The following is a 16205-nucleotide window of genomic DNA, read 5'->3' on the forward strand; positions in this document are numbered from 1 at the left end:
ATTTATAAATCGTCTAATGAGTGTTCATGTGAAAAATGATTTATTTTTTTGTACAAGTATTCGTCAAGTGGATATTTCTGTAGTTTAAAAAAAAGTAAAAACTTTTTCAATTATGCAAAACATTAATGAAGCATACAGCGAGAATCCATATCAGGGTTTAAAATTTAGCTTAAATGATTTTGACAAATAAATATTTAAATACGCCTCAATACAATGAGGCTTTTTTTATGTTTCTAATTTTAAAGGATATTAGTTTGAACGCTGTACATTGGTATTTCTACTATATAATAAATGACCTATAATTTATATTATGTAAAATAGAATGTTTTTAATCCTGAAAATGCTCATATCAATCCCTATGTTTGTATTTTAAAGGTTTTATTGCTTATTTTAGCTTAATATATGGTAAAATAAATGGATTCAAAATAATTTATCCTTTCATTGTAAGGGTTTATTTTATTATTTTTACAAACGATACTTTCTAAAAATCTATCTAACTTATGAATACAATTGCTGAGCATATCGCAGATTTCTTGAAAGAATATCCGCCATTCGATAACTTAACTTTTCAAGAACTATCTGAGATTGCGACCAATATTCGTGTTATTAATTTAGAAAAACACGCTGTATTGTTTCAGGTTAATGACACCTTGCACGATAGTTTTTACGTGGTTGCTTCAGGCGTTATTAATTTATCGGTAATTGCCGATGCCGAAGAAACATTATTAAATAAATGTCATGATGGTGATATATTTGGGTTACGCCCATTTTTTGCCAAGAATAACTATATGATGACGGCAAAAGCCAGAGAAGAAAGTATTGTGTACGCAATACCAATTGCTGTCTTTAGGCCTTTTGTTGCAAACAATCCAGATGTTTTAAATTTCTTATTAGAAAGTTTTGCAGCAAATACGCGTCATACCAAAGACAATGCAGAGTTTAAAGGAAATCATATTTCTGATAATATATTCTATTCAGACCAACAATCAGAAATACAATACATACAATCTTTAAGCTATAATAACTCACCATTAATAGCCAAACCAAGTGATATTGTAAAAGATGTTGCTATACGCATGACTGATGCTATGGTTGATAATATTGTCGTTTGTGACAGTAATAAACCTATTGGTATTGTTACTGACGCCGATTTGTCTTCTAAAATTGCTACAGGTAGATTCTCAATTGATGAAACTGTAGATAGAATCATGTCCTCACCTGTTGTAACTGTAATAGAAAATGTTTCATTAGCCGAAGCGCAATTGTTGATGCTAAAGAATAATGTAAGTCATTTATGTGTTACAAAAGACGGAACAAGTAAATCTGCTGTAAAAGGAGTTATCTCAGAGCATGATTTAATTGTTGCACAGGCTAGTAATCCGGGAGTATTGATAAAAGAAATTAAACGTTCGCAATTGCCTAAGGATTTGAAACAAATCAGAGATCGTTTATCAGACTTGATTCAGAATTACATACAAAAGAATATTCCACTTTCACATATAAGTAATATTGCAAATGAAATTAATCTGGCGTTGATAAAACGTTCAGTTGAGCTTTCAATTTTAGAGATGGGCTCACCTCCTGCTCGTTTTGCATGGTTAAGTATTGGGAGTCAAGGAAGAAAAGAACAGCTTTTATTGACGGATCAGGATAGTATTTTGATTTTTGAAGATGTAACTGCAGATAAATACCGTGATGTAAAAGATTACTTCTTGCATCTGGCAAAAAGAACTACAGCTACCTTAGAAAAAATAGGATATGAATATTGCCCTAATGGACATATGGCTAGTAATATGTTGTGGTGTAAGTCGCTGACAGACTGGACAAAACAATATAACAGTTGGATGAATACTCCAGGTGAAAACAGCAATGATTTAAGTAGTATTTTCTTTGATTATGAGATTGTTTTTGGAGAACCAAAAATTGAAGAAGTAATAGAAAATGTGATATTCAAAAACGCCATAAACAATACATTATTCTTTGATTTCTTAGGAAATGATGCGTTGAGAAAGAATTCACCTTTAAGCTTCTTTAAGAAATTTATTGTTGAAGAAGAAGGTCCACATAAATTTAAGTTTGATATTAAAACACGTGCATTGATGCCTTTAATTGATGGTGCACGTTTACTTATATTGAGCTCGAATATAAAAGGAATTAAAAATACCTATTTGCGATTTAAGCAATTAGCGATTACTGATTCTAAAAATGCTGATATTTATCTTAGTTGTGCTGAAGCATTTTTAACCTTGTCAAAATTTAGAACTGTAGAAGGATTAAAAAATGATGATTCAGGACAATATATCAATTTGAGAGAACTATCAAAAAGCGATAAAGAAAAATTAAAAAATGCATTAGCTCCGATGAAAGATTTAGAAGAGCTTATAAAAAGTAAATTTCAACTGACCCAATTTTCATAATATGTTAGACTGGCTGAAAAATATCAACAAAGAATACCCTGATTTCTGGAAAGAGTACCTCACTAAATTTGAGACTAAATCAGAGCGTTTTGTTGTATTATCTACCGAAACATCAGGATTAAACCCAACTAAAGATGTGATTCTGTCTATTGGTTCATTTGCAGTAATAAACAATAGTATTCATATTCAGGATAGTTTTGAAGCAGTTTTGCTGCAGTATAAATTCTTTCATGATAACGGACTTACAAATGAGTTTATTATTGAAAGTAAAATGGAAAAATTACCAGAACCAGATGCACTTAAAGCTTTAATTGAATATATTGGAAATGGTGTTTTGGTTGGGCATCATATTAATTTTGATGTAGAAATGATTAATGCAGCCCTAGAAAAACTAGACTGTGGAAGATTAAAAAATGAAGCTTTAGATGTAGATGTTATGTATCGTAAGCTTCATGATATTAATGACAGACAGTTCTCTCTAGATGAATTGTGTGAGATTTATAAAATTCCAAAAAGCGAAAGAAATTCATCTTCAGAAGATGCATATAAAATTGCCTTACTATTCTTGAAACTTAAATCAAGATTAGGGATAAAGTAATTATTCCTTTACTCTAATTGACTCAATAAAACGTCCATGATGACTTATTGAAATTGGTATTACAGCTTTTGTAATAGCATCAATTAGATATGGAATCCCTTGGTCTTTAAGTATTTTACAGTTGCTGTTTAAAGAGATGATTCTATTTAAATTTTCTCTTTTAGAAACAGCAACTGTATGTATATAATCTTTTGTGATTGTTGTTTGAGTATGATACAAGTTGTTGTTTATAGATACAGTACCAAAACGGGCACATTCGTAAATGCAAATTAACTTTGTTGGAAAATAGCCATTTATTTTAGTGTCGCGATTGTATATTTTATAAGCAGCTTCTTTTCGACTCCATAAATTCCAAACCATTATTTCGGGCGTATTAGAATTGTGAATGAGCAATTGTTCTTCGTCGGTAAAAATTTTATTTAAAAAACCTTCGCGTTTCCAATTGCTCTCTTGTTGAGCAGTTTTTAGATCAACAATATCATTTCCAATCATTTTTCACTTAGTTTAGATTGAATAATGCTCAAAGCAGCTTTCGCATTAACCATTTTTTCCATTGATTCGTTATCAATTGTAATATCAAAGGCTTCTTCAACATCTAAGACAATGTCGACTAAATTGGCAGAATTAATATTTAAATCAGTTATGAAGTTTGTTTCTTCTGTGAAATTTTCAAAAGCAGTATCATTCTTAACATAAGGCTTTACAATGTTTTTTAATTCGGTTAGTAGTTGTTGGTTATCCATATTCAATAGTTGTTTTTTAAATGAGAGTTAGTTATATTTTTTTAAAATCACGCAACCATTCACGTCACCAAAACCAAAACTAGCTTTGGCAATAATATTTAGATCGGAATTAATTAATTGAGTTGGGATTTTAGATTTGTCTATTATAGATGTAATTTCTGGATGTAGATCTTCACAATTTACATTTGGAAAAATAAAACCTTGATGTAATTGCAATACCGAAGCTACAAGTTCTATGCTTCCTGCAGCTGATAAACAATGTCCTATAGTTGATTTTAATGCATTTACATAGGGAAAATCATTGCCCTTACGATTTAATGCAATGCTCCAATTTTCAATTTCCAAAGCATCTTTACTAGTAGCGGTAAGATGTCCATTAATCAAATCAATTTCAGAGGCTGAAACTGAAGCATTTTCTAGTGCGTTGCTAATGCATTTTTGTACAGCTGTTGCGTTTGGGGCTGTCATGCTTCCGTTCCCACGCTGTCCGCCTGAGTTTATATTTCCCCCCAAGACTTCAGCATAAATTCGTGCTCCCCTATTTAGAGCTGTTTCTAAATCTTCTAACACCAAGGCTCCTGCCCCACTTCCTGGAACAAAACCCGAAGCGCTTGCACTCATTGGTCTAGAGCCACTCTCGGGAGTATCATTGTGTTTGAAAGTACAAACCTTCATTGCATCAAATCCTCCCCAAATATAAGGTCCAGAGTCACTAGTGCTACCTGCTAAAATTCGTTTGGCTTGACCTAGTTTGATTCGTTCGTACGCCATTAAAACACTTTCGGTACCAGTTGTACAAGCCGATGAATTGGTGGTGACTTGATTTCCAAGTCCTAGTTTGCCGCCTAAATAAGCGCTTACGCCACTAATCATGGTTTGAGCTACAACAGTACTTCCTAATCTTCTGGTTTGAAAATCATCAATTTTATAGATGCTTTCTCTAAATTTTTCTATTCCAGATGTTCCTGCGCCAAAGATTGTTCCGCTATCCCAATCAGGATCATCATTTTCTAGAATTGCTAAGCCTGCATCTTTCCATGCGTCTAAACCTGCAATTACACCATATAAAATTCCAGTAGCATTAAAATTCCGTAATTCAAGCTCAGAAAAATAAGCAGCTATCAATTCAGGAGATAATGCTGGTTTTCCAGAAATATGACAAGAAAATTGCAAGCGTTCTAATTCAGCATCGTATTTAATACCTGATCGGCCATTTTTTAATGCATCTGTAAATGCATCAAGCCCCACCCCATTTGGGGCAACGACTCCAAGACCTGTAATGACAACTCTTTTTTGCATTTGCTTATTTTTAAGGTTAAAATTTAAACAATCATTCCGGCAATCATCCCAGAACAAACTTCAACTCCAAGCTGGTTTTTCATAGTTACCTTGCATTTTAATTTCCCAAATCTAAAATACATTTTTTCTGAAACAACTGTTACTTTTTCATTTGGATAAACAGGTTTTAAAAAATCTATTTCAATTGATGTTAAGGCAATTGAGGTATTTTTAGTGAATTCTTTGTTTAATAAAAATATACCTAAGCATACCAATCCAATTTGTGCCATTACTTCAGTTAAGATTACACCCGGAGTAATAGGATTTGCTATAAAATGGCCTTTGTAAAAATCTAAATTTTCATCAAAATAGTAGGTTCCCTCTACTCCATTTTCAGATATAGAAATAACTTCGTCTACAAACAAAAAAGGTTTGCTATACGGTAATTTAGATATAATATCTTGATTTGTCATTTCTAATTCTATATTTAAAATTGCAATAGAACACGTTGAGCCGAAAAACCCGGTCCAAAACTCAACATTAAACCCCTTTGTCCCTTTTTTGGTTTTTTGTCCATAATTTGCTCTAAAACATATAAAACAGTTGCACTGGACATGTTTCCGTATAATCTAAGGACTTCTTTCGTGTCATCGATATTCTTACCTAAATCAGAAAATAATTCTTCTACAGTTTGTATTATTTTTTTTCCTCCAGGATGAAATATTAAATGATCTATATCTTCTATTTTTAATTTGTTCTTGGCTAAAAAAGGATGGATGATATCTGGAAAATGAGAGGCAATTGTTTCTGGAACTTCAATATCCAGTACCATTTGTAACCCGGTGTTTACAAGTTTAAAACCCATCATATGGATGTTATCATAAAAATGATACATTTCTTCATTAATAATTTCAGGGCCATTATCATCTTCATGTGAAGAAAGAAGAGCACAAGCGGCACCATCTCCAAAAATTGCTGCTGATACAATATTTGCCATCGAGAAGTCATCTAACTGAAAAGTTGCAGTTGGACTTTCTACAGCAATTACCGCAGCTCGTTTTCCAGGATTGGCTTTTAAAAAGTTTTTAGCATAGATAATTCCAGAAATACCAGCAGCACAGCCCATTTCGGTTACAGGGAGACGCACGATATCTTGACGCAGTTTGAGTTTGTTTATAAGATAGGCATCCAAAGAAGGAATCATAATACCTGTACAACTTACTGTAATGATATAATCTAAGCTTTCAGGCTTCCAGTTTGATTTATCCAAGGCTTTTTTTAAGACTTTTTCTCCTAAATCTATTACCTCACGGACATAAATATCGTTTCGATCCTCAAAAGAAGTATTAGAAAAAACCTCGATGGGATCCATAATAGAGTATCGCTTATCGACAGCAGCACCCTCAAAGATTTTTTTTACCTTTCGGATAAAGCGTTCATCTTGCCCCAAAAGCCACGAATCTAAAAAAGGGATAATTTCTTCAGTTGTTCTTGAATATTTGGGTAATTGCTTAGTAATGGCGGTTATTTTTACACTCATGTTTTTGAAATTATCCATTGATATCGGAAAGCCCATTTCCATTGAATGGTATATTTTTTTAAGTTTAACTGTTTAGAGAAATCAAGTAATTCATGTTTTTTAAATCCTCTTAAAATAGATGTTAAGCCATCTTTTTTAGACATTCCGTTTAATTGGGTAATAAAACACATTGCTTGAAATAAACGATAAGAAACAATACTTCTGTGTAAATCATTTATTACTACTCCAAGTCTTGCATTAGCATTAAAAATGGTTGCTAGATTGATTATTTCATTATTTTTAAAATGATGTAAAGTCAAAGTACACAATATAATATCGTATTCTAATTTACTAAATGATTCATCAAATATATCTTCGCAACGGTAAATTATATTGGGGTAATGTTTAGATAGTTTTCGAGCGTAATTTATTGTAAAAGCATTGGCATCGATACCTATTAATTTAAAATTCCAATCGTGTTTTAATCCATAATCGGCTAATTTCCTTAACATGTCTCCGTTTCCGCACCCTATATCTACAATAGTTATTGTTTGATCTTTGCTAATACCATCCAATAATTTTTCGACTCCTTGTAAAGTTAAGTAGTTTCCTCCAAGAAGCTGATTTATTTTAGCGATTTTATCCAATGCGTTTTGTAAAACATCCCCTTTTAAATTGAAGTCATCCATAATCTCTGGATCATCCGTTCTATATTTGGTTTTTATAGCCATTATTAATTTAGAATTATAGATTTACCATGTGTTCTTTTTATAATTTGAGGTAATAAAAATGGAAATTGAATTAAGAACCACATTACCACTGTAGCTCCTTTCTTGTTTTGTAATAGCGAAGCAAGAAATCGACCTGTTTTTAATCTTCTCTTAAAATTGTAGTTCCATGATTTGGTGTACTCCTTTTCAAGCTCTTTTCTTGAAATGCTCTTTTTGGTATAAAAATCTATAATTAATTCAGAGGCAATTTTTGCACTGTGAATTGCCATTGCCATACCATTGCCACATAAAGGCTGTATTAAACCTGCGCTATCTCCAACCATTAGAATATGATTTTCTATTGCTGTTTTTTCTTCAAATGAAATCTGACTTATTGTAAGTGGTTTTTCGAATAGTGGTTTGCTATTGGTGAAAAATTGTCTTAGATACGGGTTTTTATAAATAATATTAGCTTGAAAATCATCAATGTTTCTGTATTTTTTAAAAGTATCAAAATGAACTAGATAGCAAATGTTTATTATGTCGTTTTCGACTTTTGAAACACCACAATATCCTCCTTCAAAATTATATAACCCAACGAGATCATTTGCAAATTCTCCGCTGTAGTGCCCTTTTACTGCAAGCCAAGGAGCTTTTTTTTGAATGAATTTGCGTTGTAGTTTTTGATCAAAATTAGAGCGTTTGCCAAAGGCACCTATGGCTATATTGGTTACATACGTTTCTGATTTTAAGGTTGTAATAGTAAATAACTCATTCTCAAAACTAATGTCTTCAACAGTATCATGAATTATCTCACATCCATTTTCGATTGCTTTTTTATACAGCTGATAATCTAATGTGTAACGACTGAGTCCGAATCCTCCAAGAGGCAATTTGCAATGAATTAGTTTTCCATTTGATGCTGAGAATTCTAATCGTGTAATTGCTACTGGGTTCAAGTCCTGAATTTTTAAGTCAAGCCAATCCAGATAAGGTTTGATTTCATTAGAGACATATTCACCACAAACTTTATGTTTTGGGAATTCGTTTTTTTCAATCAAAATCACTCGTAGTTTCATTTTGGATAAATGAATACCACAAGTAAGCCCTGCTAGTCCCCCACCAATAATTACTACATCAGCATTTTTTTTCATATGTAGATACTATTCGTTTTTAACAGATATGATGCCGTCAATCTGGTTTTTATAAGATTTTAAAACCCCGACGATTTAATGCTATAGCTAATTTAAGTAATTTCTTGATAGAAAAATCATTTTGAAATAAAATAGGTACTTGGGACTGAATAGTTACTAATTATTTTTTTTGAGGCTTGCAGATAACGTAGGCTCTAAATGCAGAATTTTTATTTTTAGCTTTTATTTATTCTCTCAAAAGATTGAATTATAGAATCCATTTGTCGACTGTATTTGTTTTCTTGATTTTTAAGTGTCCATGTTATGACCTGATAAAATTTGTCTTTATCTTCAATAAAAGCAAACTTCCAATAATAAAATGTAGAATCAATATCAGCTTTTCCTGTTATAGAAATAATTCTTGCGTTTAACCCATTTATTGTCGTTTTTTCAAGATCTGAGATAACATCAATAGAAATCCCTCTTTTTGTTATAAAGTCTAATACATAGTTAGAATAACCATCTAGATTTGATGGATATTGATTATTTGGATCGGTTGCATCATTTATATATATTTTATCAAGAACGGTGTGTTTGTGAATTGCATCATCAAATTCTGCTTTGGTATCTGTAATGACAATAGTATAGAGTTTCTTTTTAGTATTCTGATATTCTAATATGGCAACTTGGCTTATTGTATCTGTTTTAGATAAAAAAACTGGTAGATTAATTTTATGTTCATTATCTACTTGTATTGTTTCTGTTTTATAGTCAGATTCACATGAGCAAATAAAAATAATCAATAGAGATAATAATTTTTTCATTTTTTTATAATTCAAATTAATCATACAAAAATAAAAAATAGTATTTATCTTATTTTAATACCTTTTTGCATGCTTGATATTAATCTCTATGATAAAAGGGTGTAAAATATAAAAGGGTGTAAAAATAGCATATAGTAATTGTATAACTGAATTTTAATAAAATTTAGCTTTATTGTTATATTAGTAAAAATAGTACAAAAAAATTTATTTTGTAAATAATATTTGTAATACATTTGTGACAAATAAATTTTTCACATCATATTAACAAAAGACAAGAGGAATACTAATTGAGCAGCACCTATTAACTATGTTATTAACCGATAACCATTTAACCATTGTGGTAGGGATCGATATCCACTTTACCACTTTACCTCCATTTAATCCATTTCACCCTTATATAGGTATTGTAATAGATCCATTCGACTATGTACCCTATTTAGGAACCAGTGTGCATGTAAATGGATTCAAACGTGGGAACTCAGATACCAGCGGTATTATAATCCCTCTAGTTCATATTCCGCTTTTTACCCCACCTTGGCTTATGACACCGATTATCGGACATGAGAGTATGAACTTTTTTGCCTCACAAACCGTTTTTTCCGACAGTACCCGAATGAGTCCCAAAGGACATATGCTGATGACTTGTAATGATATTGGGATTCCGCTCTCCATGAGTCTAGGAAAAACTAAAGTAGGTAAGAAAATGTTGCCCTTTGCTCCAACACTATTTGCACCAACTTCATTTTCATTACCTATTTCTACAGGAAAACCAGTAATGGTAGGAGGCCCTTATCCGCCAGATTGGGGAGGAATGCTAACAGGATTAGCAGCAAGTATCGGATTTAGTACGCTTATGAAAAAAGTTAGAGGACTTGCTAAAAAAATTAACTTAAAAGGATCAAAAAGCCCAAAAGGACTTAAAGATTCACTCAGAAAATGTGCGCATGATCCTGTAAATCTTATAAATGGAGCTGTTATTTACGAAGGTAGCGATTTTGATATTGCAAGCCCAATACCATTAAACTGGGAAAGAGCTTGGTACTCTGATTCAAAATATATAGGCTGGCTCGGACATGGTGTACACAGTATATATGACCGAGCAGTAGAACTATATCCAGAAGATGATGCATTAGGTCTGCGTATGGACGATGGGAGATTAGTGGTATTTCCGACTTTACTACCCGATGAAGAATACTATCTGCGCGAAGAAAAAACAACCCTAAAAAGAACTCAAGAAGGGTATCAAGCCTACGATCATAAAAGCAAGCTATTTTATAATTTCACCCTATTTAATGGTAAAAAATACCAACTCACCCAAATAGCCAATCATGATGGATTAGCTATTGATTTTGAATTTACAGGTTATCACCTAAGTAAAATTATTGATGCATCAGGTAGAGAAATAAAAGTAAGTACTAAAGACAGATTTATTCAAAAATTAGAACTTGTAACACTTGAGAAAGACGAATTACTAGTAGCCTACGAGTATGACGAGCATTTCAATATGATTGCAATTATCGATGCACTAGGTAAACCAACGCGCATTGAGTACGAAAATCATTTAATGGTAAAGAAAACCGATCGAAATGGACAAGCCTTTTATTGGGAATATGATAAACAAGACAAGTGTATTCACACTTGGGGCGACGGTGGCTGGCAAGAAGGTTGGATAGAATACTATACAGCAGAAGGCTATAACATAGTAACCGATGCTAATGGAGCTGTAAGAACCTATTATTACGAGCCAAACCAACTCGTAACCCAAGAGCAAGACCCTATGGGTAACAGTATTTTTTATGACTATACTGAGTTCATGGAACTGTACCGAGAAATCGACCAAGAAGGACGAATTACGGGATACAATTACGATGATATGGGAAATAAAATAGGTACAACCTATCCCGATGGTACAGAAGAAATGATGTTATACGATGATGAAAACCGTCCGTCGATAGCCATTGATCCCGAAGGACAGAAAACAATCTATTTGTATCACAAAGAAAAAGAACATCAGCTAAAAACCATCATTGCACCTGATAAAACAAGTACCCATTTTACCTACAACAAAAAAGGACTATTGGCAAGCGTTGCCAAAAACAATAATAAATTGCAACTGGTTTACGACCAGCAGCACAATCTTATTGAATGGCGTGAAAACGACCAAAAGCTAAAATCTTGGGAGTACAACCATCGAGGGCGTGTACAAGCCATTTACACTCCGATGCAAATGGCAGATTATTTTAGCTATGATGCCTTAGATAGGGTACAACAAATTGTAGAGAAAGACAGTAACGTTATACAATTTAGTTATAATAATTATGACGAAGTAATAGCTTTAAAAGACAAAAAAAACAATATCAAGTTTAGTTATACCCCACTAGGAAGTCTAGCCACAAGAGAGCAAAACGGTATAAAAGTGCGTTTTGACTACGACAAGATGGAACAGCTTAGTAGTATAAAAAATGAAGATAACGAAAGCTATTATTTTGACCGAAATAAAGCAGGGTACATCATGCGCGAAACAGCATTTGATGGCTTAGTAAAAAAATACAACCGCAACCTTGTAGGTGAAGTGACCAAAATAGACCATGGAGGCGGAAAATATACCGAGTATGAACAAGATGCTTTAGGTCGCATAACTCGAGCTGACTACCACGATGGTACATGGGAAACCTATACCTATAACAAAAATGGGCAATTAGTAGAAGCTACAAATCAAAATGTGAGTATCTATTTAGAGCGTAATGTAAACGGACGTATAACCAAAGAAACTCAAAAACAACAGCTTGATACTAACGAGAATGGTATCAGTCTTACCGCAACCTACAATGCTTTAGGACAACGTACCAACATAAGTACTAGTTTAGGGGCAGATATCAACACCCATTACAATAGCAAAGGACAATTAGAGCGTATTGAAGCGCAAAGCAATGAACTCAAAGAACAACATCAAGCTTGGGAAACAACCTTAAAGCGAGATGAATTAGGACGCGAAATTGAGCGATACGCTACAGGAGGACTAAACATAAAAACGAGCTACAATAGCAGTGGCAAGCAAAAAGAGCAAGAAGTATTTGCTAATGGAAAACGTACAGGTTCTCGTTACTACAACTGGGATACGAGCCAACAACTGCGTAGCGTAGTAAACCAACTCACTGGCGGTATGACCTTTTTTGATTATGATGACTTTGGTAACTTAGCTAAGGCAGATTATGATGGCAAAGGAGAATTGTACAAAACACCTGATGCAGTAGGTAATTTATACAAAACCCAAGACCGCAGTGATCGTAAGTATGGCAAAGGAGGAAAACTTTTGCAAGATGAAAAATACCATTACAAATACGATGAACTAGGGAATCTAATACACAAAAGTACTAGAAATATAAATGATCTGTTACAATTTGCAGCACCAACTAATTGGATGGACAAACTAGCTGGCAACAAAACAGAAGAGACTAGATTACAGCAAGAACATGAACAGTGGCAACATGGTGATACTGGGTATACTTGGCTCGCCAACGGAATGCTTGAAAGTGTAACAAACCCAGATGGCAAAGTTGTATGTTTTGAATATGATGCGCTAGGAAGACGTACAGCAAAAATTGCAAACAAAGAAATTTTTAGATACTTTTGGGATGGTAACGTTCTTATCCATGAATGGAAATACGATTTAAAAGATCGACCAAAGTTAATTGTTGTTGAGGATGACTTAGTATACGATAAACCTGAACCAATTGAAAATCTGACAACTTGGGTATATGAAGATGGTTCTTTTGTACCGAGTGCTAAGATAATTGGAGAAGAAAAATTTTCAATAATTAGCGATTATATTGGTAGACCAATAGAAGTTTACAGTGAAGTTGGAGAATTAGTTTGGGAAACGGATTATGATATTTATGGTGGTCTAAAAGATTTTAAAGGAGATAGGGAATTTATTCCTTTTAGACAACTCGGGCAGTATGAAGATATAGAAACTGGATTGTATTATAATCGATTTAGATACTATAATCCTGATACTGGACTCTACTTAAGTCAAGACCCAATAGGGCTCGCTGGAAATAATCCTAACTTTTATGCTTATGTCCATGATTGCAATAGTTGGGTGGATGTATTTGGATTATCCGAAATGATTGATCCAAGTTTATTAAATTATTCTCAAGGATATGTAAATGGTCAAACTGAGGCCTATGAAAAAGCAATGAAAGATGGTACTTGGGATTGGAGCAAATTCCCTGATGATCATCAAACACCTAGTGCATTAAGAGTTGTTGAAGTCGATGGGAAATTGGTTTCTTTAGATAATAGAAGACTGTTAGCAGCTCAAAATGCAGGATTAACAGAAGTTCCAATGATCAAAGTACAACCTGGGGATTCAATGCCTGGAGGCGGGACATATGGTAAAAATTTAAAAGGAAAATTAAATTCAAGACCTAAAAATAGACCAGATTTACCTAAAATTAACTTACCTGCCACAGGAACCAATGTTAAACCAACTGTAATTGCATGCCATTAAAAAATACTTATAAATGAAAAATAAAATAATGCTAGAGCATTGGTCAAACGAAGAGTTGATCGGAATAAATTCTTTGCAAAAATGCAATGGTGAAATTATAATATTAAATTGTTATAAAGTAAATAATCTAAATAATCCTTTATATTATTCATTTCCTCTTTGCGAAACTACTATAGAGAGTTTAGAGAAATTTAATACTGACATTTGGACAACTTTTGACGTTCTCTCAAATAGAATAGAAATTAATAACGAATATATCGTATTTGGTGGTGAAGGCGGGATGGGAAACGAAGGATTTATAGCCTGTACAGATTGTTCTAATAATTTCTTATGGGCTCTTTTTTTCACAGATTCAAATCCATTTTATAAAATAGAATTAGTTAATAATGAAATTCATGCTTTTTCATCATATGATTTAGTTTATAAAATAGATTTAAAAGATCCGAAAAACATCAATATTTCTCATTGCATATGGAGATAATCCAGAAGCATTAGAAAAATGGAGAGAATCAGGTCAAAGAATGATCTCTTTTGATACTGATGAAATGTAATATTCATTGATAAGGTTGTTAAACTAGCATTACAAGATAACCGTATAAATAAATTTTTAGAAACATTTTACTGTCATAACTCGGACGGCCTTCACCTTTGATGGTTTGTACGGCAAAACCAAGTTTGGCAAGGTCTACAAAGGTCACAAATGCATCTATAAAACGTACTTGATTATCGAGTGCGATAGCGTCTCCCTGCTGGCGCAAGCTTCTAGCTTGTGCACACATCGATATAAAACCACAAAACTCGCTAAATTAGCGGGTTTTGTGGTTTTAAAAAGCTTATAATATAGTGTACGCAGGGGGGGTAAAAATCAATTGGAAAGCAAAAAAAATCTTTACAGAAGAATCGAGCTTTTAAAAAAATGAAATACTTTTTCTTTTTATTTGAAAGAAAAATCAGTTACTTTTGAAATTGTAGAGTAGGAGATTCTTTGAAAGGCAGTAGGTAATTTATTGAAAGTATAGTAGAGACTAGACTTTATTATAATAGATTTAGATACTATAACCCTGAGGCTGGGCTTTATTTAAGTATAGACCCTTTATCAATTTTGGGAGGATTTAATCTTTATGCCTATGATTTCTCTCAAATAGCCCATTTTATAGAGCTTTAAACGGTGCACAAGAAGCCAGTGTTAAAGTAGGAGAAGTAATTAATCCGAAAGATATTACTGCTACCCATACTATACAACAACATATAGATGATGGTAGTCTACAAATTCAATATATATCAACAACAAAGAAAAAAGGAACTGCTGAATTTTATTCTAAGCGAAACCCTAAAAGAGGGGAAACAAATCCGAGTACAATAATTGAAATTGAGACTGATAAACTTAGTTCTTCTAGTGTTTTTGATATGTCAAGCGGAATAGATCCACAAACAGGTAAAAAATTAGATATGCCAGCATTACGCTATGCTACTAAAGATGCAGAAGTATTAATACAAGGAGCAATACCAGCAGGAGCATATAAAATTTGTAAATAAGATGAATGATTTTCAAAAAATAGAAAGAGTTGAAGAACAGATTTCTCAATACTATGAGATAGTATTTGATAATGATAGCGAAGATTATAATTATAATAAAATGCTTAAGAACAAGTTGAAAGAAATTATAATAAGCTCAAGAGATAATAATACAATAATTGAAAAAGCATTGTTTGTATTGGCTAAATCAACCGGATGTTCTGAGGACCAGGAAATTGCAGATGACATTGTTGGTTATCTATTCGAAAATAAAATCATTAATAATAACCAATTAAAATTATTCTATGATAACTTGGGAACTAATAGATGGTTGTGATGAATAGGAATGGAAATAATTAGGTTTGTCAAAACCAGGATCTGGAAGATCTTTACCTTTAGATGTGGATAATTCATCTAGGGCAAAAGCCTTGGGATTAGATGTGCTACAAGAAAAAATGTCTGCTAGAATGGGTAGAGATGTTAACCTTAGAATATTTGATAGTGTAGAATCTGCAAGAAGTTCTAGTGCTACTAAAAGCTTAATGATAAAATGTAATTAATAATGGTTAAATCATACTATGTTACTTTTGGTTATCTTGGAGAAGATAAAAACGAATTAGCTCAAATAATTTCTGATAAATTGAATATTAATTTAGTTCCGATTTCAGGGGGGAGATTTGGGTATAGATTTGGAGAAATAGCAGAAACAATTTCTGTAATGGAAAATTACTTAGAATATGATGATTGGTGGCAAGAAGACAATTACAGAAATTGCCCGACATTAGTAAAAGCATCATTCACAAAAGGTAAAAATATTGAAAAAGAAATTAAGGCTAATCATATAAGAGAAGTTTTAAAAACAATCCCAAATTTGCTTGAAATTAAATATGAAATTATAGAATCAGAAAAATGAGTTCTGTTTTGAAAATTTCAAATGTAGTCAAGACCCATTTAG

General features: G+C 32.7%; 18 protein-coding genes. 9 read left to right on the top strand and 9 right to left on the bottom strand.

The window, feature by feature from the left end; translation table 11 throughout:
• The first annotated feature begins 500 nt into the window (after positions 1–500).
• Positions 501–2417, top strand: coding sequence for a DUF294 nucleotidyltransferase-like domain-containing protein (locus LNQ49_RS00125; RefSeq protein ID WP_229986768.1), 1917 nt, complete (start codon positions 501–503; stop codon positions 2415–2417).
• Between the two features lies 1 nt (position 2418).
• The gene (locus LNQ49_RS00130) at positions 2419–3015 is read left to right on the top strand and encodes a 3'-5' exonuclease (protein ID WP_229986769.1); all 597 of its coding nucleotides are present in this window, start codon (positions 2419–2421) and stop codon (positions 3013–3015) included.
• Here the strand turns inward: LNQ49_RS00130 and LNQ49_RS00135 are convergent, their stop codons facing one another.
• The 8 genes from LNQ49_RS00135 to LNQ49_RS00170 all read right to left on the bottom strand — a co-directional run bounded on the left by LNQ49_RS00135 (position 3016) and on the right by LNQ49_RS00170 (position 9222).
• A complete protein-coding gene (locus LNQ49_RS00135) occupies positions 3016–3507 on the bottom strand; it encodes a 4'-phosphopantetheinyl transferase family protein (RefSeq protein ID WP_229986770.1) in 492 nt (163 codons plus the stop codon).
• Entirely contained in the window at positions 3504–3758 is a 255-nt protein-coding gene (locus LNQ49_RS00140) for an acyl carrier protein (protein ID WP_229986771.1), read from the bottom strand. The genes LNQ49_RS00135 and LNQ49_RS00140 overlap by 4 nt, the downstream gene beginning before the upstream one ends.
• Before the next feature lie 27 nt (positions 3759–3785).
• A complete protein-coding gene (locus LNQ49_RS00145; RefSeq protein WP_229986772.1) occupies positions 3786–5057 on the bottom strand; it encodes a beta-ketoacyl-[acyl-carrier-protein] synthase family protein in 1272 nt (423 codons plus the stop codon).
• 23 nt (positions 5058–5080) lie between these two features.
• Positions 5081–5509 (bottom strand): 3-hydroxyacyl-ACP dehydratase FabZ family protein, encoded by a 429-nt coding sequence (locus tag LNQ49_RS00150; protein ID WP_229986773.1) that lies wholly within the window; start codon positions 5507–5509, stop codon positions 5081–5083.
• A 14-nt stretch (positions 5510–5523) separates the two neighbouring features.
• On the bottom strand, positions 5524–6576 hold the full coding sequence (locus LNQ49_RS00155; protein ID WP_229986774.1) for a type III polyketide synthase: 1053 nt from the start codon (positions 6574–6576) through the stop codon (positions 5524–5526).
• Complete coding sequence (locus LNQ49_RS00160; RefSeq protein ID WP_229986775.1) at positions 6573–7286, bottom strand: methyltransferase domain-containing protein; 714 nt, start codon at positions 7284–7286, stop codon at positions 6573–6575. The genes LNQ49_RS00155 and LNQ49_RS00160 overlap by 4 nt, the downstream gene beginning before the upstream one ends.
• A 2-nt stretch (positions 7287–7288) precedes the next feature.
• Positions 7289–8419 (bottom strand): NAD(P)/FAD-dependent oxidoreductase, encoded by a 1131-nt coding sequence (locus LNQ49_RS00165; RefSeq protein WP_229986776.1) that lies wholly within the window; start codon positions 8417–8419, stop codon positions 7289–7291.
• A 215-nt stretch (positions 8420–8634) separates the two neighbouring features.
• Positions 8635–9222 (bottom strand): hypothetical protein, encoded by a 588-nt coding sequence (locus LNQ49_RS00170; RefSeq protein ID WP_229986777.1) that lies wholly within the window; start codon positions 9220–9222, stop codon positions 8635–8637.
• Positions 9223–9529: 307 nt separating this feature from the next.
• Here LNQ49_RS00170 and LNQ49_RS00175 point away from each other — a divergent pair, with 307 nt between their 5' ends.
• Together LNQ49_RS00175 and LNQ49_RS00180 are read left to right on the top strand one after the other, a co-directional pair.
• Positions 9530–13735 carry a DUF6531 domain-containing protein gene (locus LNQ49_RS00175; RefSeq protein ID WP_229986778.1) on the top strand — a complete coding sequence of 1402 codons (4206 nt, stop codon included), beginning with the start codon at positions 9530–9532 and terminating at the stop codon, positions 13733–13735.
• A gap of 13 nt (positions 13736–13748) precedes the next feature.
• The gene (locus LNQ49_RS00180; protein WP_229986779.1) at positions 13749–14216 is read left to right on the top strand and encodes a hypothetical protein; all 468 of its coding nucleotides are present in this window, start codon (positions 13749–13751) and stop codon (positions 14214–14216) included.
• 88 nt (positions 14217–14304) lie between these two features.
• Here the strand turns inward: LNQ49_RS00180 and LNQ49_RS00185 are convergent, their stop codons facing one another.
• The gene (locus LNQ49_RS00185; protein WP_229986780.1) at positions 14305–14514 is read right to left on the bottom strand and encodes a transposase; all 210 of its coding nucleotides are present in this window, start codon (positions 14512–14514) and stop codon (positions 14305–14307) included.
• Positions 14515–14750: 236 nt separating this feature from the next.
• Here LNQ49_RS00185 and LNQ49_RS00190 point away from each other — a divergent pair, with 236 nt between their 5' ends.
• From LNQ49_RS00190 to LNQ49_RS00205, 5 genes are all read left to right on the top strand, one after another.
• On the top strand, positions 14751–14900 hold the full coding sequence (locus LNQ49_RS00190; RefSeq protein ID WP_229991301.1) for an RHS repeat-associated core domain-containing protein: 150 nt from the start codon (positions 14751–14753) through the stop codon (positions 14898–14900).
• 242 nt (positions 14901–15142) lie between these two features.
• Complete coding sequence (locus tag LNQ49_RS23190; protein ID WP_255680715.1) at positions 15143–15271, top strand: hypothetical protein; 129 nt, start codon at positions 15143–15145, stop codon at positions 15269–15271.
• Position 15272: 1 nt separating this feature from the next.
• A complete protein-coding gene (locus LNQ49_RS00195) occupies positions 15273–15587 on the top strand; it encodes a hypothetical protein (RefSeq protein WP_229986781.1) in 315 nt (104 codons plus the stop codon).
• Positions 15588–15612: 25 nt separating this feature from the next.
• A complete protein-coding gene (locus LNQ49_RS00200; RefSeq protein ID WP_229986782.1) occupies positions 15613–15810 on the top strand; it encodes a hypothetical protein in 198 nt (65 codons plus the stop codon).
• Positions 15811–15812: 2 nt separating this feature from the next.
• Positions 15813–16163 (top strand): P-loop NTPase family protein, encoded by a 351-nt coding sequence (locus LNQ49_RS00205; protein WP_229986783.1) that lies wholly within the window; start codon positions 15813–15815, stop codon positions 16161–16163.
• The last annotated feature ends 42 nt before the right edge of the window (positions 16164–16205 follow it).

The sequence above is a fragment of the Flavobacterium pisciphilum genome (genome assembly GCF_020905345.1).
GTDB classification, from domain to species: domain Bacteria; phylum Bacteroidota; class Bacteroidia; order Flavobacteriales; family Flavobacteriaceae; genus Flavobacterium; species Flavobacterium pisciphilum.